General features: G+C 58.5%; 24 protein-coding genes. 8 read left to right on the top strand and 16 right to left on the bottom strand.

Annotated elements, in window-relative coordinates:
• The first annotated feature begins 63 nt into the window (after positions 1–63).
• Complete coding sequence (locus ACLBXN_RS19370) at positions 64–1,230, top strand: GGDEF domain-containing protein (protein ID WP_447613222.1); 1,167 nt, start codon at positions 64–66, stop codon at positions 1,228–1,230.
• Positions 1,231–1,241: 11 nt separating this feature from the next.
• Here ACLBXN_RS19370 and ACLBXN_RS19365 read toward each other — a convergent pair whose 3' ends face one another.
• Both ACLBXN_RS19365 and ACLBXN_RS19360 read right to left on the bottom strand, forming a co-directional pair.
• A complete protein-coding gene (locus tag ACLBXN_RS19365; protein WP_029158460.1) occupies positions 1,242–2,021 on the bottom strand; it encodes a YoaK family protein in 780 nt (259 codons plus the stop codon).
• A gap of 142 nt (positions 2,022–2,163) precedes the next feature.
• Positions 2,164–3,381, bottom strand: a complete 1,218-nt coding sequence (locus ACLBXN_RS19360; protein ID WP_211458962.1) for a GGDEF domain-containing protein — start codon at positions 3,379–3,381, stop codon at positions 2,164–2,166.
• Between the two features lie 320 nt (positions 3,382–3,701).
• On the opposite strand from ACLBXN_RS19360, the gene ACLBXN_RS19355 reads away from it, so the two are divergent.
• Positions 3,702–3,956, top strand: coding sequence for a putative hemolysin (locus tag ACLBXN_RS19355; RefSeq protein ID WP_447613221.1), 255 nt, complete (start codon positions 3,702–3,704; stop codon positions 3,954–3,956).
• 390 nt (positions 3,957–4,346) lie between these two features.
• Here the strand turns inward: ACLBXN_RS19355 and ACLBXN_RS19350 are convergent, their stop codons facing one another.
• The 4 genes from ACLBXN_RS19350 to ACLBXN_RS19335 all read right to left on the bottom strand — a co-directional run bounded on the left by ACLBXN_RS19350 (position 4,347) and on the right by ACLBXN_RS19335 (position 6,215).
• The gene (locus ACLBXN_RS19350; RefSeq protein ID WP_019042799.1) at positions 4,347–4,541 is read right to left on the bottom strand and encodes a hypothetical protein; all 195 of its coding nucleotides are present in this window, start codon (positions 4,539–4,541) and stop codon (positions 4,347–4,349) included.
• Positions 4,542–4,608: 67 nt separating this feature from the next.
• Positions 4,609–4,779 (bottom strand): hypothetical protein, encoded by a 171-nt coding sequence (locus ACLBXN_RS19345; RefSeq protein WP_447613220.1) that lies wholly within the window; start codon positions 4,777–4,779, stop codon positions 4,609–4,611.
• An 837-nt stretch (positions 4,780–5,616) separates the two neighbouring features.
• Positions 5,617–5,964: a PRC-barrel domain-containing protein gene (locus ACLBXN_RS19340; protein ID WP_043005313.1), complete on the bottom strand. Its 348-nt coding sequence runs from the start codon at positions 5,962–5,964 to the stop codon at positions 5,617–5,619.
• 68 nt (positions 5,965–6,032) lie between these two features.
• Complete coding sequence (locus ACLBXN_RS19335; protein WP_447613219.1) at positions 6,033–6,215, bottom strand: hypothetical protein; 183 nt, start codon at positions 6,213–6,215, stop codon at positions 6,033–6,035.
• Positions 6,216–6,622: 407 nt separating this feature from the next.
• On the opposite strand from ACLBXN_RS19335, the gene ACLBXN_RS19330 reads away from it, so the two are divergent.
• A complete protein-coding gene (locus ACLBXN_RS19330) occupies positions 6,623–8,152 on the top strand; it encodes an EAL domain-containing protein (protein WP_447613218.1) in 1,530 nt (509 codons plus the stop codon).
• A gap of 289 nt (positions 8,153–8,441) precedes the next feature.
• Here the strand turns inward: ACLBXN_RS19330 and ACLBXN_RS19325 are convergent, their stop codons facing one another.
• Positions 8,442–9,302: a hypothetical protein gene (locus ACLBXN_RS19325; RefSeq protein ID WP_447613217.1), complete on the bottom strand. Its 861-nt coding sequence runs from the start codon at positions 9,300–9,302 to the stop codon at positions 8,442–8,444.
• 353 nt (positions 9,303–9,655) lie between these two features.
• On the opposite strand from ACLBXN_RS19325, the gene ACLBXN_RS19320 reads away from it, so the two are divergent.
• Positions 9,656–11,458, top strand: coding sequence for a clostripain-related cysteine peptidase (locus ACLBXN_RS19320; protein WP_447613216.1), 1,803 nt, complete (start codon positions 9,656–9,658; stop codon positions 11,456–11,458).
• 158 nt (positions 11,459–11,616) lie between these two features.
• On the opposite strand, the gene ACLBXN_RS19315 is transcribed toward ACLBXN_RS19320, so the two are convergent.
• Entirely contained in the window at positions 11,617–12,060 is a 444-nt protein-coding gene (locus tag ACLBXN_RS19315; protein WP_447613215.1) for a universal stress protein, read from the bottom strand.
• A 317-nt stretch (positions 12,061–12,377) separates the two neighbouring features.
• Between ACLBXN_RS19315 and ACLBXN_RS19310 the strand changes: the two genes are divergently transcribed.
• Positions 12,378–14,183, top strand: coding sequence for an alpha/beta fold hydrolase (locus ACLBXN_RS19310; RefSeq protein WP_447613214.1), 1,806 nt, complete (start codon positions 12,378–12,380; stop codon positions 14,181–14,183).
• A 96-nt stretch (positions 14,184–14,279) separates the two neighbouring features.
• Here the strand turns inward: ACLBXN_RS19310 and ACLBXN_RS19305 are convergent, their stop codons facing one another.
• The 3 genes from ACLBXN_RS19305 to ACLBXN_RS19295 all read right to left on the bottom strand — a co-directional run bounded on the left by ACLBXN_RS19305 (position 14,280) and on the right by ACLBXN_RS19295 (position 15,842).
• Positions 14,280–14,921: an FABP family protein gene (locus ACLBXN_RS19305; protein WP_447613213.1), complete on the bottom strand. Its 642-nt coding sequence runs from the start codon at positions 14,919–14,921 to the stop codon at positions 14,280–14,282.
• Between the two features lie 115 nt (positions 14,922–15,036).
• Entirely contained in the window at positions 15,037–15,438 is a 402-nt protein-coding gene (locus ACLBXN_RS19300) for a DNA breaking-rejoining protein (RefSeq protein WP_407713392.1), read from the bottom strand.
• Between the two features lie 95 nt (positions 15,439–15,533).
• Entirely contained in the window at positions 15,534–15,842 is a 309-nt protein-coding gene (locus tag ACLBXN_RS19295; protein ID WP_019042789.1) for a hypothetical protein, read from the bottom strand.
• A gap of 354 nt (positions 15,843–16,196) precedes the next feature.
• Here ACLBXN_RS19295 and ACLBXN_RS19290 point away from each other — a divergent pair, with 354 nt between their 5' ends.
• On the top strand, positions 16,197–16,370 hold the full coding sequence (locus ACLBXN_RS19290) for a hypothetical protein (RefSeq protein ID WP_447613212.1): 174 nt from the start codon (positions 16,197–16,199) through the stop codon (positions 16,368–16,370).
• Here ACLBXN_RS19290 and ACLBXN_RS19285 read toward each other — a convergent pair.
• Positions 16,357–16,509 (bottom strand): hypothetical protein, encoded by a 153-nt coding sequence (locus tag ACLBXN_RS19285; RefSeq protein WP_447613211.1) that lies wholly within the window; start codon positions 16,507–16,509, stop codon positions 16,357–16,359. The two genes, ACLBXN_RS19290 and ACLBXN_RS19285, sit on opposite strands and share 14 nt — an antisense overlap.
• Positions 16,510–16,790: 281 nt before the next feature.
• Between ACLBXN_RS19285 and ACLBXN_RS19280 the strand changes: the two genes are divergently transcribed.
• A complete protein-coding gene (locus ACLBXN_RS19280) occupies positions 16,791–17,117 on the top strand; it encodes a hypothetical protein (protein WP_447613210.1) in 327 nt (108 codons plus the stop codon).
• Between the two features lie 287 nt (positions 17,118–17,404).
• Here ACLBXN_RS19280 and ACLBXN_RS19275 read toward each other — a convergent pair whose 3' ends face one another.
• The 4 genes from ACLBXN_RS19275 to lexA form a co-directional block, all read right to left on the bottom strand.
• A complete protein-coding gene (locus ACLBXN_RS19275) occupies positions 17,405–17,866 on the bottom strand; it encodes a universal stress protein (RefSeq protein ID WP_211458942.1) in 462 nt (153 codons plus the stop codon).
• 145 nt (positions 17,867–18,011) lie between these two features.
• Complete coding sequence (locus ACLBXN_RS19270; protein WP_019042785.1) at positions 18,012–18,257, bottom strand: hypothetical protein; 246 nt, start codon at positions 18,255–18,257, stop codon at positions 18,012–18,014.
• Positions 18,258–18,674: 417 nt separating this feature from the next.
• Positions 18,675–19,067, bottom strand: coding sequence for a hypothetical protein (locus tag ACLBXN_RS19265; protein WP_447613209.1), 393 nt, complete (start codon positions 19,065–19,067; stop codon positions 18,675–18,677).
• A 167-nt stretch (positions 19,068–19,234) separates the two neighbouring features.
• The gene (gene lexA, locus ACLBXN_RS19260) at positions 19,235–19,906 is read right to left on the bottom strand and encodes a transcriptional repressor LexA (RefSeq protein ID WP_029158456.1); all 672 of its coding nucleotides are present in this window, start codon (positions 19,904–19,906) and stop codon (positions 19,235–19,237) included.
• 82 nt (positions 19,907–19,988) lie between these two features.
• Here lexA and ACLBXN_RS19255 point away from each other — a divergent pair, with 82 nt between their 5' ends.
• Positions 19,989–20,972: an asparaginase gene (locus tag ACLBXN_RS19255; protein WP_447613208.1), complete on the top strand. Its 984-nt coding sequence runs from the start codon at positions 19,989–19,991 to the stop codon at positions 20,970–20,972.
• Positions 20,973–21,169: the final 197 nt, after the last annotated feature.

The following is a 21,169-nucleotide window of genomic DNA, read 5'->3' as shown; positions in this document are numbered from 1 at the left end:
CTCAGAGCATGGGTAGCCACCAATGTGTAGCCGCGCGAATGAGCTTTACTGATCGGCTGATTCATGCCTAGCAATTTGCAGCTCTATTTGTTGGTCGCGCCGGTGTGCATTACCGCGCTTGGCGCACTCATGGCTTTTTGCTGGCTGGCGCAGCGTCGCTCCGTGTTCCTGCTCTCGACGGCCTGCGGTCTGACGCTGACGGGGATTGCCCTGGGGCTGCAATGTTTGATGCCTGCCGGTGAGCTGGTGAAATGGGCTGTTTACACCGGACCTGTATATCTGCTGGGGGCCTGGCTCTGCACCTGGGGAGTCGCCCAGAAATTCTCCGTTTCCTCCTATCCCAAGACCTCGGCCCTGGTGTCCATCATCGTTGTCGCCGCGCTCTATGAATACAGCGTCGTGCAGAACAATATTGCGGCGCGGGTGCTTTGGCTCAATACCGGGCTGGGCATCATTCACTTCATTCCCTTTCCTGCCATCGCGCTGAAAAAGGTCAAGCGTGACGGGCTGGAAAAGCTGCTGTACTGGTCTTACGGCGTGTTCGCCATCTATACGGTGCTGCGACCGGTCATGGTGCTGTACCTGGGCTTCAGCGAGCTTCAGGACATGCTCAGCTCGATCTACTGGCTGGTCACCATGCTGGGCTCGCTGCTGTTCAGTCTGGTCTTCTCGGGACTGATGCTCATTGTTTCCATGGCAGATGCCATGTCCAAGCTCAGGGAGGAGCGCAACCACGACGCGCTCACCGGGGTATTGAATCGTCGCAGCTTCTGGGAGCTTGCTGAGCCGCTGGTCCGTGATCGGAAAGCGCAGCCGATCTCGGTGGTCGTGGCCGATCTGGACCACTTCAAGCGGGTCAACGACAGCTGGGGGCACGAGTTTGGCGACAAGGTGCTCAAGGCCGCCGCGCAAGTCATACAGGCAGGGGTGCGCGGCACCGATCTGGTTGCCCGCTTTGGCGGCGAGGAGTTCGTGCTGTTGCTGACCAATGCCGACATCGATACCGCAGGGCGGGTGGCCCAACGCATCCGTGCTGGAATCAGCGAAGCCATAGACGTTTTGCCCGACGGTCAGCGCGTGACCTTGAGCCTGGGCATCGTGGCATGTCCCTTGGGCAGCGACTTGCGCGAGGCCGTGATGCAGGCTGACCGGCAACTCTACAAGGCCAAGGAACAGGGGCGCGACCAGGTTGTCGTGCTCGATCCGGCGGGTTCCGCAGCAGCGGCTTGAACCGTGGGCGCTCAGCCCTTCTTGCTGAACAGCGAGGGCCGCTCCGTCGCTTGCGCGGCATCGCGCAGAAAGGGCGGCACGGACAGGGCGAGCAAGAGAGCAGCCAGCGGTACCACGCAGATAAAGCCTATATGCTTGAAGCCCAGGGCGCCGGTAATGCCGCCTAGCACGAACATCAGGATCAGTCCTGCCGAAACCTGCATGCGGCGCCAGTCATGCCGGACCAGGGACGGCAGGGGCAGGCCGGCTTGGGCGTGGCGCTTCCAGAAGAACATCTTGCCTAGCTCCATCCCCAGATCCGTGAAATTGCCGGTCATGTGCGTGGTGCGCGTGCTGCCGCCTGAAGTCTTGGAGCCCACGGCATTTTGCAGCCCCATCATGAACGACAGCAGCAGCACGGTCAGTGGCACCGCGAACGGGGTGTTCCACGTCAGGGTGACGGCACCCATCAGACCGAAGGCGATCAGCATCAGGGCTTCCAGCATCAGGGGCAGGGCATAGACGCTGTAGAGATGCCGTTTGCGGCCCCAGTTGACCAGCACTGCGCAAACGGCCGCGCCGGTCGTGAAGGCGATGATGGCGCCCAGTGCGTTCAGCAGCAGTGTGGCGTTTTCCAGCACCATGCCGTCGGCCACCTGCGATGCGAAGCCCGTCATGTGCGAGGTATACATGCGCAGCACCAGAAATCCGCCTGCATTGACCGCGCCGGCGTTGAAGGCCAGCAGCAGACCCAGGGCGACATTGGTGGACGGCGTGCGGTGCCGGTTGGTGAGATGGCGAAGTCTGCGCATCAAGGATTCCACTGACAAAAGTGCAGCCATGGCGGATGCAGCAATGCCGGCGAGCCGGGCACCGGCAACCCATGGTGAATCGTTGATTGTGGGCCAAATCGGATCAACGAGCTGTCCGGTGCGTGATGGCCGGATGCCTGGCCTACATCAGCAGGGCCATGGGATGGTCTGCCGGCATGGTCTGCTCGAAGCTGATGTCCGGGTAGAGGCGGCCTTCCACATGCACGCGATCACGCCCTGCATTCTTGGCGCTGTAGAGCAGCTGGTCAGCCTGGCGCAGCGCTCCTTCGAGCTGGTTGGCATTGTGGATGGCGGTGATGCCAAAGCTCAGCGTCACGGCCGGCCCGTCGGGCAGCACCTTCTGGTCGCTTCTCAGTTCCAGGCCTATGCGCCTGGCGACCTGCTCGGCGCCCGGCAAATCGATGCGGGTCAGCAGCACCATGAATTCCTCGCCGCCAAAGCGTGCCACCAGATCATTGCTGCGCACATTGTGCTGCATGGCGCTGGCGACCAGCTGCAGCACCTCGTCGCCCTTGTCATGTCCCCAGTTGTCGTTGATGCGCTTGAAGTGATCAATGTCGCTGGCTACCAGCGCCATGGGATACAGGCGCTTGTCGGCCAGGCGGTGCTGTGCGGTTTCGCCAAAGGCGCGGCGATTCAGTACCTGGGTCAGTGCATCCAGATCACGCTCGGTGCGCAGCTGGCGCACAGTGTCGCGGATGGTGACGGCGCAGATCAGCACGGTGAAGAGCAGGGCAAAAAACAGAATGCTCATCAGCGTGGTCAGCCAGTAGGTCGAGTTGGCCTGCATGGCATCGCTGAGGCCGTTATGCGCGAAAGTCGCCACCAGCGTCGGGCGCAGCATGGTGAGGACGGCATAGGACAGATAGGACCACAGCAAGGTCCTGTCCAGCCAGTCGCTGGACAGGCCCCGCCTGAGGACTGCGGGCACCGGCAGCAGAAGAATCAGAGCGACGCCTATGCTGAACGCGTGCAGCCGGCCTTCGGGGTTCTGCGTCAGATTGGCGAAGTAGTACAGCGATGCCAGGGTGATGGAGCACAGAGTAAGGGCGGCGAGCGGATGCATCGGCACACGCCGGCGCTCTGAAAAACTCTTGGACAGACACCATGCTCCCGCCAGAAACAGCCCGTTGACGAGAACGACATAGTGGTTGAGGACCTCGAACTTCAGCACGCTGCGAATGCTGACGGACACTGCCGTCAGCATGAAGGCGGCGCACAGCCAGAGCAGAAAGCGCTGCCTGCGCTGGGTCACCCAGCACCCACCGAGCAAAGCCGCGAGAAACAGCAGGGACAGCGATGGCATCAGCACATAGATGTAGTCGTTGCTCGTATGCATACACGCAGCCCTTCTGCTAGTGATTACCAACAGACAGGCCAGACTGGCCATATCTCTCATGGAATCTAAATGCCATGGCGATCGGCAATGTGTCAGTCGCTGATCTTCCGGATCAGAAATTAACAACTTCTTGCGATTTCTGACAGTTCCCTTTTTCCTTTTTTTGAGGGGAAATGACTAAAAGTGACATTTGCTGACAGCGTGCGCCAGGATGGCTGGCACAAACCCTTGGCCCAAATGGGTGAAGCCCTGATGAAATGGCTCTGAAGCATGACTTTATGAGGCTCGGCGAGAGGGTGGGCATTTGCTACATTGGGCCCATGAAAAAAGTACTTGAAACCACCGGCGCCGTTCTTGGCGCGATTGTCATCAGCGGCTGTGCACAGCCTCAGGCCACAACGCCTGCCGCGCCCATGGTCGGCATGGCCAACCCGGCCTCGGTCTACTGTGCCCAGCTGGGAGGCAAGACCCGTATCGAGAAGACGGGCGCCGGCGAGCGCGGCATCTGCGTGCTGCCAGACGGCAAGGAAATCGACGAGTGGGAACTGTTCCGCCGCGACCACCCCGCCCGCTAACGGTGCCCTGATCCTGACATCGGGCGGGCCTGTCCACCGGGGCGAAACGGTGCAGCTGTGCTGCGCATGAGCTGCGTGCCGGCAGGGCTGACCTGCATCTGGCCGGGGTCAAGGCTGCCGCTGCGGCCCGCGCAAGCTCGCTGCGGTGACCAGGAATGGCAAAGGCCCGCCGGGTAGCAAACCTTGCGGGCCTTGATGTACATGTCGAACCTGATGAATACCTGCTGAATTTGTGAGCGTCTTGCGCTTTATCTATATGCATTTCAAGGTGTTTTTATCCTGAAATCTATGTATGGATTGCGCTAGCAGCTTTGATTTCTATAGCCGCAGGCGGGCTAATTGATGACCATAACGCTGTCGCCGCGGATGGGCGATGTGCGTGGCGGCAGGTCAGGGCTTTTCGCGCAGGCATTGGACGGTGTGGGCATCCAGCCATTCGGCGTGCATGCCCGGGCAGGCGAAATCATCGCGCACGGACTTGGTGAGGGTGGTGGGTTCGTCCGCCTGGGCGCTGGGAGTTGCCAGCCACAGGGCACCCATGCCGATGGCGGCGACGAGGATCAGGGATTCGATGATCTTTTCCATGATGTTTCTCCGGTCTGGCGCTTATCAATCAAGCGCATATAGCTATCAGAATTGATGGATTAAGCGTTCAAAGCGGCCAGGCTTCGGGCGTGGTTGCAATGACGGCGACGGCGCCGATGAGGCCCAGCAGCGCAAGCACCCATTGCGCGGCACTCAGAAGCTTTGCTCCAAGGCTGGGGCGAGCAGGAGCAGGACCGCCAGGAGCAGCGCGAGCAGGGCGGTGGGGATGTGTGGCCATTTCACAGGCCCCCCTTCTCGCGCAGGCGCTGCACGAGGTCTTCATCAACGGGCTGAGGGACGGTGCTGTACAGCATGGAATTTCCTTTTGGCGAGAGGCAGGCCCGCTGCATGGGCGGGGGCGAATAAAAAGGCCAGTGCTCTTGCGAGCAGGCGAAACCAACGAAGGTGCGGAGTGAATGCGCTTCGCGCTCTGGCGGGGAAAACGAGGGCTGAGGCACGGATCTGCAAGCAGCGATTGCATTGGATTTTACTGTTATTTTTATCAGTGCTGTTCATTTGTACAGTAGTTTAGACCTGGCCTGTATAGCGCGTCAACAGGCGTGAACGCAGGGTGTTGCGCGGCTGCAGCGGATGTCTGCGGGCAAGGAAAAGCCCACCGGCTTTCGCGGGTGGGCTTGAATAAAGGCCGATGCCTTGCGGCGTGCCTGAGGAAGCGGAGGGAGGGTCAGAGAACCTCAGGCTCGGCAGAAAACGACGGGCGTCTTCACCATCGGGTGTGACGACTGCAGCACTCCGGCGATCCGGCGATCCGGCGATCCGGCGATCCGGCGCAGCCTACGGTTGGTGCACTGCAGTATCCGCAAAGCGTATTTCAGGCCTTGATTTTGAGCAAGACCCTCTGCCCGGACGATCACACCGGATGGCCCCGCTTGACCCTGCGGGGAGAGGTTGCGTTTAAGGCCCGCGGGGCCGGGAGGCTACATTTGAAAATCTCCGGGCAAAAAAAAACCTACCGCGAGGTGGGCTGAACTCCAACAGGATGGCGGCCGGCGCTCACCGGCCTGCAGTTCTTCTTGGGATCGGGCGCAAGCGCTTGCGCGGCTGCGCGCCGGGCTTAGACAAAGGGCACACCGTAGTGGTCGTAGACGCGGCGGCCGTAGTCGTCGGTGTATTCGGGCAATGCGCCACCTGCGTAGTGAGGGGCGTTTTCAAGCCGTTCCTTGGTGACGGAAACCACGTAACCGCCTTGACTGGGCTCGTATTTGAGGCTGTCCCAGGGCAGGGGATAGAGATCCGAGCCGATTCCCAGGAAACCGCCAAATTGCATCACTGCGTATCGAACCTTGCCGCTGAGCTTGTCGATCATCAGTGAGTCGATGGACCCCAGCTTGTCGCCGTTAGGGTTGTAGACATTGGTGCCGTTGACACGATCGGATGAGATGACAGGTGAAGCTGATTGCATTCCTGCTCCTTTCTTTGCGTGGTTCAGAACAGCGCTGGCGCACAGGGCCAGCGCTGAGGCGCGCAGTTTCAGTGCTGGGGCGTCTTCTGCTGCTGCTGGGCAGGATTCTTCTGCTGGCCCGGGCTCTGCTGCTGTTGCTGGCCGGGCTGGTTGGTGTTCTGGCCTGGCTGGCGTTGACCAGGGCTTTGCTGCTGCTGTTGCTGCTTGTCCTGCTGGTTGGGGCTGTGCTGCTGGTTGGCTTGTTGCGTCATTTCCTTCACTCCTTCAGGTTGGTGATCAGCAAACCGGTTGGCTTGCTGAGGGCCCATGGTCACCGACTCAGGAAAAACCCTTCTGTAGGAGAACGGGGCGCAAGCCTGAAAACTGTGAGTGAGCCGCCATTACGTAGCATTTGGTTTACGTTTGAGGCGGAACTCTCGATATTCCTCACACAAACCATCACAAAGTGGCGCGGGTGACGGCCCGGCGCAAGGTGCACGCAGGCGTGGAGTGTCGGAGCATGCTTTGCTGGTTGACGTATGGCCAGGAAGCAAGCGCGCAGCCTCTTGCAGGTGCATTGCCGGACTTCAGGGTAAACATTCCGATACAAAGAAAGCCCTCTGGTATTTTGGGGGCTGAACATAGAATGACATTTCAATAGGCATATACAAATCAATCAATGAATAAATTATCTGGAATCAATAAAAACCCAGTAAAAATAAGAATTTTGATTTATTTATTGCCTGTCGCAGGATTATTTTCAGGAATTTTTTTCGGCAGCAGACTTGATTTCCATCATTTTGAGAATCAAGCTGAAATACAGCATTCATTTATCTTGAAGCGAGCCATGAGGGAGAGGCAGGAAGAAACAAAAATCTTCGATGCTCTTGACTCAAAAAAAGCAGACTGCAGTCTTGATGATATTCAGGAGATGAAAGGCTATCTTTCCCAATCTAAATATATAGCGGATATAGGCAGAATGATTGATGGGAGAATAAGATGCACCGCAATGTCGGGATTGGTCGATGGAATAGTGCTTTCTGAATCCGCTTCAAAGCAGCGAAATGATGGGGCATTGGTATGGCAGGATGTTGAATTCTCGCAGCTCAATAAGGAAAAAGGATCGGTTGCCTTGCGTGGCAGTGTGGCTATCTTCACCCATGGGGATTTGTATGACGATCTGGCTGCAGAAGGTACTAATTCAGTGGTGCAGATTAACTCGAGAGATCAGGAGATAATATATTGGTATTCCCGAGTTTTGGATAATTACAGGCTCAAGAAAGAAGAATTAATATCCGAGTATATCTGGCCGCAGCTTCAAAAAACGAGTTGCCTGTCGGATATTTGCGTTCAGTCCGAATTCAGGGTTTCGTGCCGGCTCAACACCCTGGTATTGTCAGCGTTGGGTTTGACGATTGGCCTGCTGTTGGCGATAACCATCGGGATGCGCTGGCGAGTCAAGCACGGGCTGCGTTACAGGCTGGTCGAAGCCATGAGGTCAAGGCAGATCTTTATGGAGTATCAGCCCCTGCTTGCTGTCGCAGACAAAAGAGTCGTCGGAGCGGAGGCACTGGCTCGTTGGCGGCATGATGAAGTTGGCTCGGTCTCGCCCGATATATTCATCCCTTTGATTCAAAAAATGGGTTTGCGAAAGGAATTCACCAGATATATCGTCACCAGCATTATCGAGGAGCTGGAGGTCAAGCTCAAGTCAGAGAAAGATTTTTATGTGGGTATCAATGTCTTTCCTGCAGATCTTGAAGAGGATGATTTCTTCTTGTTTTTGCATTCGACTCTGAAAAGAATGAATATTCCTGCAGGAAAAATAGTTCTGGAAGTGACCGAAGGCAGCCAGTTCAGTGTTGATGATCCGGCGAGAATTTTCGAAAGATACCGATCCTTGGGAGTGAAGATCTATATCGATGATTTTGGTGTGGGGTACTCCAACATCAGTCGCATGCTTGAAGGTGGTATCGACGGTATCAAGCTGGACAGGGTTTTCATCAGATCCGTGGATTCGCAGGCCGAGACGAATTCCATTTTTGATAACGTCGTGGCAATGACGCAAAAAATAGGAGTGCAGATCGTCATTGAAGGAGTAGAGACAATTGAACAGCATCAATACATTGCCAGGCTGGCTCCCGGGGCGATTGGCCAAGGCTGGTTCTATGGCCGCCCCGGACCGGCCGGCGCTCTGACTGTCCATTGACGGCGGGGCCGGCTCGCATTGCAGTCGGGTCAGCCGCGTGAGCTGCAGCAAGTTTGGGCGATCACTCCCATGCTCGGAAGGCACCGCTTCCGGAATGCATGGAGCTTGAATGGCGAGCGATCAACTGTAGCTGCAGCACAGCTAATCGCCGGACATGCCGAAGCTGGGCTTGATTATCAATTTTGATAGCTTTAATCGCTTGATTGTTAACCGTTTGAGGCCGGTTTTCCTCAAATTTCGGTTTCGCTGCCATTTCCCTGCAGCGACTGGCAGTCAGCGGAATTGCCATTCAGGCCAGGCAGTTCAGGTCGTAGCCGACCATGAAGAGCGAGGCTTCCATGGCGCGCATGCGATCGGGCTGGGCGGCAAACAGGCCCGGGGTCTTGCGCAGGGTTTCGGCCATGACCCAGGCCAAGCGGACCTTGGCGCCGGCCCAGCGCTGGGGAGTGCCTTGGCTGGTGTAGAGCAGGGTGCCCGGCGACGGTGGCTGGTCAAACAGGCAAGCCAGTTTGTGCTGGGGCTTCTGGCTACCGCCGGCAAGGGGAAAGCTCAGCGTGTCGGGCAACTGGCGTGTGCGGCTGTGGCGACGCCAGAATTCCACCTGCGCAGCCGCTGCGGCACTGACGCGCGAGTCATAGATGGGCAGACCTTCTGTCGAATAGAACGCATGCACCTTGGTGAGCATGGAGTTCATGAGCTGTACCGTCGGAAAGCCGCTGCGCAGATTGGCCGTGCCCAGCGCCATCTCCTGGTGGGTTTGGGCAATGTAGTGGCTGATGTGGTTGCCAAGGCCCACGAGAAAGGGCCGTGCACCTTCCTTGGGGTTGCGCTCGCCGCCCCAGTCCAGCACATCGCTGCAGGCGGCCAGCGTGGCTGCGGCATCGCCGGCCTGCACGGCGGCGCGCAGCCTGGCAGACAGGGCTGCGGTCTTGGCGCACGACTCGGCCCAGTCGCCCGTTGTCAGGCCGGTCGCCCGCCAGCGGTAGTGGTGAGGCACCAGGTCGGCAAAGCAGGTGGTGGCTTTCAAGCCTTTGGGCACATAGGTGGAGGCGCGAATGTCCAGCTGAATCTGTCGCTGCGGCAGTGTGGCTGCGAGCCAGTCGGTGAAGCCAGCCACTTCGGGCTGTTGCAGAAATTCGGTGCGATTCATGGGTTTCTTGGGGCCGGTTGGATTGCTGGCAAGGCTCATTCGCGCTTTGCCCTGCGCGATGATTATGGCGCCTGTCGGATCAATTTTGATAGCTGCAGGCGCTTTATTCATCAGTGCTTTGGCCTGCTCCTTCTTTGGGAACATGCATGTGAATCCTGTTTGCAGGGACGGACGGCAAGGAACGGGCGTGCCGCCGCTCTGGGCCTTGACGGACTGATGGATGGATCCGTTTGCGCTGCCAAATACCTGATTCCAGTGATTGTTGCTGTCTACCTCAAAAGATGTAATTTCTATTCATTGAATATTTCAAAAAGTAATGGGAGACGGCGATGCAATGGATTCGATGGTGGGGAATGTTGTTGCTCACGATGCTGCTGATCGCCTGCGGCGGAGGCGATGGTGACAGGCCGCGCGCAAAAACCACGATGCTGGTCTATCTGGTTGCCTCGGATCTGATTGCCAGCGCGGAGGGCGATCTCACCCATATGCTGGCAGCGGCCAGCAGCAAGGACATCAACGTGGTTCTGCAGGTCGGCGGCGGCTCGGCTGCAGGCTCGGTGGCTGGTGTCGACCTGACGCAGACGGTGCGCTACCGGCTGGCTCCTGCTTCAGCCCCTTCGAATGGCAGGGGCTGGACTCTGGAGCGACTGCCTCAGGCAGAGCAGCCAGGTGCCCAGGTGGCCATGAACAAGGCCGATACCTTGCGCAACTTCATTCAGTGGGGAGCACGCCAGTACCCCGCTCAGCAATATGCGCTGACGCTCTGGAACCATGGCGGCGGCCCGGTCGCGGGATTCGGCTGGGACGAGGCATATGGCGGTGGTAAATCCATGAGCGTGAAGGACATCACCAGTGCAATCCAGCAGGCCAATGTCAGGCTGGAGCTGCTGGGCTTTGACGCCTGCCTTATGTCCAGCCTGGAAGTGGCTGCCTCGCTACAGCCCTATGTCAACTATCTGGTGGCTTCGGAAGAGGTGACCACTGGCTGGGACTGGACCAGACTGGTGCAGTACATGGTGGACAACCCCCTGGCCAGGGGCGATGCCCTGGGCAAGACCATCGTGGACACCTACAAGCAACAGAATGGCTCGCTCGACTTCACGGCCTATGCGGTGACCGACCTCCAGCAGATCCCGGCTCTGATTGCCGTGCTGGAAAAGGCTGCTGCCAGCCTGCATCAGTCGCTGCAGAGCGGCGGGCTCGACACCTGGGTGCAACTGGCTGCGGCACGGCGCAATGCCGAGGACTTCCAGACCAATATCTTCAACACGCAGTTTGATCTGGTGGACGTGCTTTCCTGGGTCAATGAGCTTGCCGCGCGCAATCTGCTGAGCCGCTCGATGCAGCAGGACATTCGCACTGCATTCGACCGTGCGGTGATTCACAAGGATGGCGGCGAGGACGAAGCCTACGGCCTGATGATGTACTTCCCGCGCTATTCCACGCTGAACTCTCGCCTGCTGGCGCAGTACGCGGAGCTGGACTTCTCTGCCCCTATCAAAGGCTTTGTGCAGGCCTATGCCGCTTTTGCCGGCAGCTCGCTGATGCCGCAAATCACTGTGACCAGCCCGGTGCTCAGCGGCAATGCCTTCAGTGCGCTGGTCAGCAGCAATATGCCGGGCCTGGGCCGTGTCTTTGACCGGGGCTATGCCGTGCTCACGCAAAACGGCGTGGCACTGGCCATGCAGCAGCTGGGTGTGAACGGCAATGAAGTTCGTCTGCCTCAGTCCCAGGTCTGGCCGCATCTCGATGGGCAGGTGATCACCATGCTGCCCGAAAACGATGAGGACACGGTGTTCATGATCCCTGTCAGGATGCTTGACGAAAATGGTAGCGAAGCTGATGGCATGCTTTATGCGCTGCAGGATGAACAGGGCCGCCTGGTCGTGAAGTACAAGCTTTCCTCGCAGGGCCTTGCCGGTATCGGCCTGGCCATGGCCAAGATTGAAGAAGACGAAGAATTCCATCCGCTCGTCATGAACGCGCAAGGGCAGTTGGTGGATTCCGGCGTCGAGCTGATCGCCCCCGAAGGCGACTGGATCATCGAGATGCAGGCAGTCCGTGGAAGCGGCTACAAGCTCTATGCCGCAGCCTCCGATCTGGTCGGACGCCTCAGGATTTCGCCCACTTCGGTGGATCTGGTCACGGCGAACTGAAGCTTGCCCAACGCAAAAGGCCATCGACAGATGGCCTTTTCAGTCCGAGCCTGAGCTTTGCCATACTCCTTCGTCCCGCATCCCGGTGCTCTCTTCGTGGGCCAGCTGGCCGTGTTCGGTGCTACAGACGTACGCTTTGCCGGCCTGCCGCGCAGCCCTCAGGGGCGGTGCACCAGCACCGGGATGCTGCTGTTAATCAGCACGCGCTGGGTTTCGCTGCCCAGCAAAATGCCGGCGATGCCCTTGCGGCCATGCGATGCCATGCAGATCAGATCGCAATGGTTTTCCTGGGCTGTTTTGATGATGGCCTGGTTGACGGAGATACCGGTCGCCCGCAGCGTCTTGCACTCCACGCCCGTGGCTGCAGCAATGTCGACCGCAGTCTGCAGTACCTTGTCGGCTTCCTTCTGGGCACTCTTGTCAAACTCGGCAGAGTTGTACGACATCAGTGCCTCGGCGCCGTAGATGATGGCGGAGTAGTCCGGCATCACGTACAGCGCGGTTACCTGCGCGCCTTGCTCCTTGGCCAGCTGTATGCCTGCGTGCAGCGCTGCTTCGGAGAGTTTCGAACCATCCGTAGGAATCAAAATATGCTTGAACATGTCTGCCTCCTTGCGCTCCAGCGCGCATATGGTTGCCAGATGAAATGGGCCGATTGCCGTTTCCATACTCACACTCGGACGTAGCCAATGCAAGATTGGGAGTGTTGATTCATGCAGTATCTTGACCAAAATCAAGAGGTGAAAAATTATGGGGAAGCGGATTGATCTTCCGTAAATAAATCGCTGATAGCTATTAAGAAAATAGTTGTGACATTGGATTGCTTTCAGCAAATACCTGATTCCAGTGATTGTCCGTATCTACCCTGAAATATGTAATTGCTCTTGCCTTGGTTTTTCAAAAAGAAAGAGGGAGAGCAATGAAATCGATGCAATGGTTGGGGCTGATACCGCTGGCCGCGTTGCTGGTGGCTTGTGGCGGCTCCGATGTGGAGCCAGAAACCAAAGATCCGCTGGCGACATACAAGAATCAGAAGCTGAGCTGGGGCAGCTGCGATGCCTATTTTTCGAAGTACTCCTCGGAAGGCTCCGAGCGCTACATCAGCAAGCTCGGCAGTCGTTTGCAGTGTGCAGATATCGAGGCTCCGCTGGATTACAAACAGCCCGACGGACTGAAGATCAAGGTCTCGGCCCTCAGGGTGCAGACCGCCGATGCTCCCGACAAAAAGCCTCATCTGTTCTTCAATCCCGGCGGGCCCGGTAGCGATGGCCTCAACTTGTCCCTGGCATATTCCCAGATGCTTGCCGGCGGCAACCCGAATACCGCCCTCGGCGCGATGTACAAAAAGGTCAGTGAAAGCTTCAACTTCGTCGGGTTCTCGCCCAGAGGGGTGGGAGCCAGTACCAATTTGCTGTGCAGCGGCAACGAGCAGGTCTATGCGCAGGATCCATCGGCGGATGGAGAGAACGCAGAGAACATCCGCAGAATCAGCGATGCTGCCAGATACATGGCTGTCAACTGCCAGAAGAACCCGATCTCCGATTTCATCAATACCGATGCCACGGCACGTGACATGGATCTGATGCGCCATCTGTTCGGCGACGAGAAAATGCATTACTACGGCATCTCGTATGGAACCTGGCTGGGCTTCTGGTATGCGGGCCTCTTTCCCGAGCGTGTCGGCCCGATGGTCGTCGACAGCAATATGAACTTCAGCCAGAGTATTCATGCGGCCAGCATCAGCTACGAAGTAGGCAAGATTCACAGCTTTGCCAACCATATTGCTCCCTATGCCGCGCGCCACAACAGCAGCCTGGGCATGGGCACCAGCACGCAGGAGATTGTGGACAGGCTGAAAAGGCTCGCGCCACCTTTGAATCAAATGCTGGTGCAGAGCAGCTTCCGGGCCGAGCCCAACACGATTGCCAGCGAGCTTCTCTATGCCCGCATGCTCATGGATGCGAGCGGCTATCTGCGCAATGGCATGCAGCCTTCCGACATTGCCAACCAGTTGCAGAACATTCAGGTCAGCACCGGTGATCCTGATGTGGATGCGAGCATTCCAGACAAGGCTTCCAGCATCGGCAGCGGGATATTGATGTTGAACGATCCGCAGTACTGGACAGCGGCCGCGCCGTTTTCTGCGGACAACTCCGACTCGGTCTTCAATACGGTGGTTTGCAACGACGAACTCTTGCTGGAGCGAGATCCGGTCTACTGGGTCAACAAGGGCTTCGAGCTGGCGCGAACGCTGCCCATAGCCAACAACCGTATTGCGGGCCAGCCCTGCCTGTACTGGAAACGACAGGCGCAGTTCTCCAAGCCGTCGATCGCCAGTCTGAAGACCGCCAGGATGCTCATGGTGCAAAGCGAGTTCGACGTGCCCACACCGCTGGCCGGTGCCATGGAGACCTTTGACCAGCTGCCGGCCACCAGCATGGTTTATGTCAAGAACGAAGGCAGCCATGGCCTGATGGTCTATCAGACCGAGTGCGTGGACCTGACGGTCATGAACTATCTGCTGGGTCAGGCACCAGCACGGCGCTTGACACAATGCCAGGGCAAGCCCTTGCCGCTGGATGCCCAGGTGCAGAATCTGCAGGCTCGCAGCATGAGGACCTTGCCGATATCAGGGCAGGAACCCAGCAATTTTGAAGATCCGGAACTGGCTCGGACGCTGCTTGAGCGCCTGCGCAAGGCCGTCGGCCCTGCATCATTGCTCTGAGGCCGTGCTGCGCAAGTATCGAGCAGCGCAATGCCTCGCTGCATGGGGTGCCCGGGGCGTGCGCGACGCTTGCGACAACGCCCGGGCTATTCGCCATCAGATCTCGACTGCAGCTCTTGCCGTGGGGTTGGGCGTGGGCTCGCCAATCTTGTGCAGGGTGTTGCGGTCGGTATGGGCAAAGGGTTCACTCTGACCGGGGATGGTGAGCGTGGTTTCCTGCTCGTACGACCAGGTGCCGTCGGAGTGCTTGGTGACGGTGATGGTATAGGCGTCGGTTCTGAAGGCGTGCTCCAGAAACGGGTTGCTGGAGATGCCGTTGACCGTGGAGCCGCGCACGGCCTTGAGGGTGAAGCTGGTGGCGTCTGCCGTGGTTTTTCCCGTGGCCATGGCCGTCTGCCCGCGCGGGATGCTCAGGGTCTGAATGATGTTGCCGGTGGCGGGCTCCCACAGCCAGTAGCCGACCTGGTCGTGAAAGGTTTCCACGTCGTCGGGCTTGACGATGCGCGTGTGATAGCGCAGACCGTAGAAGAGTTGGGGGCCATTGGTCTGCGCATCAATGGGTTGCAGTTCCATGTGCTCAATGAAGGCCTGCTTTTCGGGGCCGTCGGCCTTGGGATTGATGTCCAGGCCGCGCCTGCCGGTCCAGATGCCGGCCATGCCGGTGAAGGGGCCGAGATTGGCCAGGGTGTTCACATCGGGTGTGGGCTCGGTGTAGATGTCCTTGGGAAAGTTTTCCATATCGTGTAACGGGCTTTCACTTTGAATCTGGTGAAGCCAGTTTACAAGCCGCAGGTCGAGGTGAAATTGACGGTGGTCAGGATGCCGGACGCACGAGAGCTGCCGGTAAGAGCAGTCAGGTGCTTTCTTCGGTCGTGAGCGTGAAGCGTGCACTCTCGCCGCGCTGGGCGGCGTCACGTGTGAGAAAGATCAGCACGCGGTAGCTGGCACCCCTCTCGACGCGGAAGGTACAGATGTTTTGCCTGGCCGAGCCTGCGCAAAGCGGCTGGGCATTGCCGTCCTTGAAGATGTTCATCTGGCTGGACGGATTGTTGGTGTTGAGCGTGACGGTCATGCGCTGGAAGGGGCGCGTTTCCAGTCCGTATTGCACAACCCCATTGCCGGTGATCTGGCCGCTGTAGGAGTTGGAGTAGCCGCCCGGCGTCGTGAAGGCGGCCTGAGCCATTGAGCTGCTGAGATGTACGGTCATGAGACTGAGCAGGGCAGCAGTTGCAAGCATCGGTTGGAAGCGGGTCATGCAACTCTCCTGAAGATTCTGGACAGGATGGCGCCCCTGACGCTGCGGCAGGCGTCTATGCAGACAGCCGGGCCGCCATCTCCCTCCACTGCGCCCTAGCGGCAGGAGACATTGCGCCAGCTGAATTTGCCGTCATTGAAGAACTCTGTCCATACCGACATGATGGGAGCCTGGCGGTAAGAAAACGTAATCTGGTTAGGGATCTTCGGCCCCAGCGCAGCGGGCTGGCCGTTCTTGTCGAAGACTTTGACGATGAAGAGCGTGACGCCGCCGTCTTCGTCGGTGTTGAGGACGACCCGGTAGTCCTTGGTGAAGATATCCCAGTCGAATTGCTTGGTCACATACGTGTGCAGCCGGACAAAGGCGCGATTCGCGTTCTTGGCGGCAGGATTAACTTTTCTCATGTTCACACTCCCAGTTGCTCAACCACATGCCGCAGAACCTGCGAGCTGACATTTCTTTGCATTTGAGTGATGTTGTATCAAGCGGATGTAAGTAAGTATGTAGGCACTTACAGATCGCTCCGATGGATAGCTCTGATCCCGTTTGTGAGCTTGCAGGAAGCCCGGAGGCAGCACTTTGCCGGTGCGGCTGTCATCTTTTCTTGATGAAGTAAGCGTGCTAAGTAACGGAGTGAAAAGATAGTTTTTGTCAATTGAGTCAGGCCTGTGCAGATGTGGAAATCCACTCTGCATTCCAGGGCCGAGAAGCGAACCAAAACGGGTGGTATGTCGATGTTCGCGAACAGAATTCGCGGCATGAATCGCTCGATTGCCTGTCTCGATTCGAGCAAGAAGAATCATGGCCAAGCTGCGCTGACCCTGGGTGCTGCGACCAAGGGCTTTGACTCAGACGGCGCTGGGTTCATCCAGCCGTTTTCTCCTCATGCCGCTGCCTTGAGTCGTGGGGGCAGTGTCGTTATTGGCTGCTGAACCGGATCGCATTGCCGGATCGCCCATCCATGAAGCCACCGCGCACAAGCTGATTGCCCTGGAACGCTTCAGTGCGCACGACTGAGCAGATAAAGCCAGGACCGACCAGGGCGCAGGCAGGCATGGTCGAGGCGTCCATCGATGCATTGACATGATGGATACGGCAGCCCGAGACCGCAGATTCCTAGGGTTTCACCGGGCCTGCTCTCTTAATCCAGCTATTGACAGCCTTAAACCCTGAGCCTATTGGTGATGTGTATTTTGTTTCAGACGAAGTTTTGGGTAAATTGTGCGTAGGAAAATTCTGAAAGTGATGTGCAAATGGCGATTTAGCCTGGTGCGCTATTGAATTCAAGAAAACTCATGCCTCACCACCTGCAATACACATTTGCCTCCCGTCTGGATGCCTGGATCAGGCACATGAAGATGGCCAAGCCGTGCAATACGCAGCAGATGGCCTATGAGCTGGTGATCGACAGCTGGGTGCATGTCAACGCGGAGCTCGGCGCTTCACAGGAGTTCCTGAGAGCTTTGCGTCGGCGCCGTCTGTGCGAGGAGCATGGCTGGCGAGGCGTGAATACCAGCGTGGCACATTGGGATCTGGACGATGACCGGACGGTGCGGATCTATCTGCACGAAGACGGCTCCATCGTGGTTCAGCAAATGGATTCGCAGAATCTCCAGATCCTGTTCACCTTGCCCGGGCAACGAGAGCGCTTGGGTGAGACATCGGCACGATGTGCCTAGCACCCAAAAAAATGCCCGCGCAAGGCGGGCAAGTTTCGGGGTCCCTTCGATTCCGTTCTGCAGCTCACACAGTCAATGCATTTGAATAGTTGGCAGAGGCTTCAGCCTCGGTTGCCGTTTATCGCTCTTGCACTGTTGCTGACGCGTTTGAACGGTCGACAGGTTGCCCCATCGGGTGCGGCCGGCGGCTTAGGCTGGCTGGCCTGCATTGCTGAGCAGTCATGGTCTATCGGTGGCCGGCGTCCATGCGTGCAACGATAGATCCGCTGCCTGATATTTTGCGCTCCTTAGTGCTTGCCGGTTGAGGCGGGCCGGTGCACCAGCACCGGGACATGGCTGTGCGTCAGAACGCGCTGGGTTTCACTGCCCAGCAAGATTCCGCCTATGCCTTTGCGGCCATGGGAGGCCATGCAGATCAGGTCGCATTGCAATTCCTGGGCCTGCTTAACAATGGCTTGGTAGACAGAAGCGTGAGTGACTCGCACGAAGTTGCAGGGCACGCCTTCAGGCCTGGCGATCTGGTCAACGAATTGCAGGGCCGCATCGGCATCGCTGTTGGCACTGCGCTCGAATTCCTCGCTGTTATAGGTCAGCAGGGCATCCGCGCCATAGATGATGGCACGGTAATCGGGCATGACATACAGGCCGGTCACCTTGGCGCCTTGCTCACGCGCAAGCAGAATGCCTGCCCGCACGGCTGCCTCGGACAGTTTGGTGCCATCGGTGGGAATGAGCAGGTGCTTGAACATGTTCAATCTCCTGATACCGGAAGATGTGCCTGAATGCCAATTTATTCCAATATTTCAGGCTGCGCAATGTTCAGAACCTTGTCTGGAGCAGGGCGATGAACGGAGGGAAATTCTGCCCAGGTCAAGGCAACGGTGTCGTGCTGGCTTATTCCTCCGGTGAAGCAGGAACGCGATTGAGGATCTCGCCGGTGGCTTCCATCTCGAACTGCTGGGGATTGAGCCAGTTGACCTTCTGGTGATCGGAGGTTTCGAAGTAAATGGCAGACGGGCGTATGGAGACGCCATGCGGCATGTCGACTTCGTCAAAACTCTGATAGACCAGAATCAGACGCAGGTTGCCGTTGGCGTCTTTGGCCTGTATGTGCTGCAAGAGCTTGCGGTAGGCACTCATAGGACGCCCTCGTTGACATGTGTGTATGAATGTTTCCACTGTCGAGGAGGGGCCGCAATACCCTGATCCGGGTACTGCGATGGCGGATATTCGCGCCTGACAAGGAGTTTTGTCGTTTGCGGGCTGCTGCAAAAGGCGTTTCTGCAGGCAGGAGCAGCCTGAACGTCCGGCAAAAAATTTACATGGCGATCCAGATCGTTTTGCGCCGACGAAATGAGGTTTTTCGTCGCGGTACTGGCGGCAGTGGCATCTCGCGCCATCTGTCGATCAACGGGGCAGAAACTTGAGAGGACGCCTGCGGCCACAGCGAATCAGCCAGTCAGGCGGGCATATGGAAGCTTTGCTGCATCAACTGCAGGTCTGTCGCGAATCGCGCTTGTGCCGCATGAGCGCAGTGATCCCAAGCCCGTCGTGCTTTCATGCTTGCCGGGCTGCCTGCTCATTGAGAACCATGCGTTCCAATGCTGCGCAGACATCGGCCATGCGCCCGGAGATCAGCAGGCATTCGGGTTGCTTGCGTGGTTCACGCTGAACGATTTTGAGCAGCCGTGCAGAGGAGGGCTGCGCCGCCTCGGCGGCGATGGGCGAGGTGGTGGGCAAGGCCCGAGGATGAAGCACGCGGCTGCCAAGGCGGCTGCGGCCGCGATTGGCACGCATGACCGGAATACTGATTTGTGCCGCCTTGGGGCGATGAGCCTTGCAGGAGGCGGTTTCCGTGGCAGCTGTGCTCGTGTCGCCAGGAGGATGCAAGGACGATAGGCTTTTCAGTGTCCGGCGAGTCAAAGACTGCAGTGATGTGGCGAATCCCATTTGACAACTCCTCTTGATGACCTTGCGGCATGGATAAGGGCAGGATTGCGTACTTCAGGCGAAGCTCCGCCCAGGGCGAAGCTCAGCAGCTTCGCGCCTACCACCTGGGCTCGAGAGGGAAAGAGGCTTGATGCACCTCCGGGAGGTGCCGACAGGCCGTCTGGCCGCTACATGAACATGCTGTTGCGGATCAGGCCAACGGCCAGGCCTTCGATGGCGAATGGCTCTTCAGGCGAGACGTGAATGATCTTGTAGTCGGGGTTTTCGGGCAGCAGCTCGATGCCCTGCGGCGTACGCTTGAAGCGCTTGACGGTGACGTCGTCACCGAGGCGGGCCACCACAATCTGGCCGTTGCGCGCTTCATGCGTGGCCTGTACCGCCAGCAGGTCGCCGTCCATGATGCCGGCGTCACGCATGGACATGCCGCGCACCTTGAGCAGGTAATCGGGCTTGGCGGCAAACAGGCTGGGCTCGACCGAATAGCTTTGATCGATATGTTCCTGGGCCAGAATAGGCGAGCCAGCGGCGACGCGGCCGACCAGAGGCAGCACCAGCGGAGCCAGGGCCGTGAGCGGCAGCGCAAAGCTGGCGCCGCGTGCTGCATTGATGGTGCGCACGGTGTCGGCGCGCAGGCGAATGCCGCGCGATGTGCCGCTGACCAGATCGATGACGCCCTTGCGGGCCAGCGCCTGCAAATGCTCTTCTGCAGCATTGGCTGATTTGAAGCCAAAGGTGCTGGCAATCTCGGCCCGGGTAGGGGGCGCACCCGTGCGAGCGATGGTGGACTGGATGAGGTCCAGAATCTGCTGCTGGCGGGGAGTGAGCTTGGGGTGGTCCATGGGCATTCCTTGATCGATCGATGATGAATACTGTGTGTTCATCCAGTACCTGTATTTTTAATCAGTTTAAAGAGGACTGCAAGTGGAACGTGACAAAAAAATCGTCATCCTGGGCACGGGCGGCACGATTGCCGGTGTCGCCGAGCAGGCCGGCACCAGCGTGGGCTACCGCGCGGCCCAGCTGGGCGTGGCTCAACTGCTGCAGGCCGTGCCGGACCTGGAGCGCGTTGCTGCAGCGTCGCTGCAGGCGGAGCAGCTGGCGCAGCTGGACAGCAAGGATATGGATCACGCCACCTGGCATGCGCTCGCGCAGCGCTGTGCCGAGCTGCTCGCGCGTGATGATGTGAGCGGCATCGTGATCACCCACGGCACCGACACCCTGGAGGAGACCGCCTGGTTTCTGCAATGCGTTCTGCGTCCGTCAAAGCCCGTGGTGCTGACCTGTGCCATGCGCCCGGCCACAGCCATCTCCGCCGACGGGCCCGGCAATCTGCGTGATGCTGTGGCCTGCGCAGCCGATGCACAGGCCGCTGGCCGGGGCGTGCTGGCGGTGGTGGCGGGCAGGGTGTTCAGCGCCCGCCAGGTGCGCAAGGTGCATCCTTACCGTGTGGATGCCTTTGATGGCAGTGGCACCGGCCCGCAGGGCTGGGTGGAAGAGGGACAGGTGCGCTGGGCAACGCTCGGGCTGCCTAGGGCAGCTGCGGCTGGCTTGCCTGCAATCGCTTTACCGCCCGCAGGTCAATGGCCTCAGGTGGAGTTGCTGCACAGCCATGCGGGCTGCAACAGTGCCGTGGCGCTGGCGGTGATGCAGGCCTGGCATGCGGCAGGCGTGCGTGCCGTGGTAGTGGTGGGCACCGGCAATGGCACGGTCCATCAGGCATTGGGGGCAGCCCTGGACTGGGCGCAGGTGCAGGGCCTGGCTTTGTGCATCACGACCCGGTGCGAGGAGGGGCCGGTGGTGCAGGCTCAGGGAACGCAGGACGACCATGTGAGCAGCCTGCCTGCGGCCAAAGCCAGAATCAGCCTGATGCTGGAGCTGATGGGTTGGCCTCGCGCATTGGGTTGATGCTCTTATTCGGAGAGCTACTATCCTACGTTTTACCTGGAATTTATGATGTTTCTTATCTAAAAACTAATGATTATGAGCGCGGATAGCTATGAATATTGATGGCTGCAGCTCCACCTCGGTGCAGTTTGCCCGCATCGGATGGATTCCGGCCGAACGGCAGGGAGCTTGAGGTTCGAGAACAAAAAGGCCGGTGA

Source organism: Comamonas sp. C24C (genome assembly GCF_053345995.1).
This window is presented reverse-complemented; position numbering and strand designations above follow the sequence as displayed.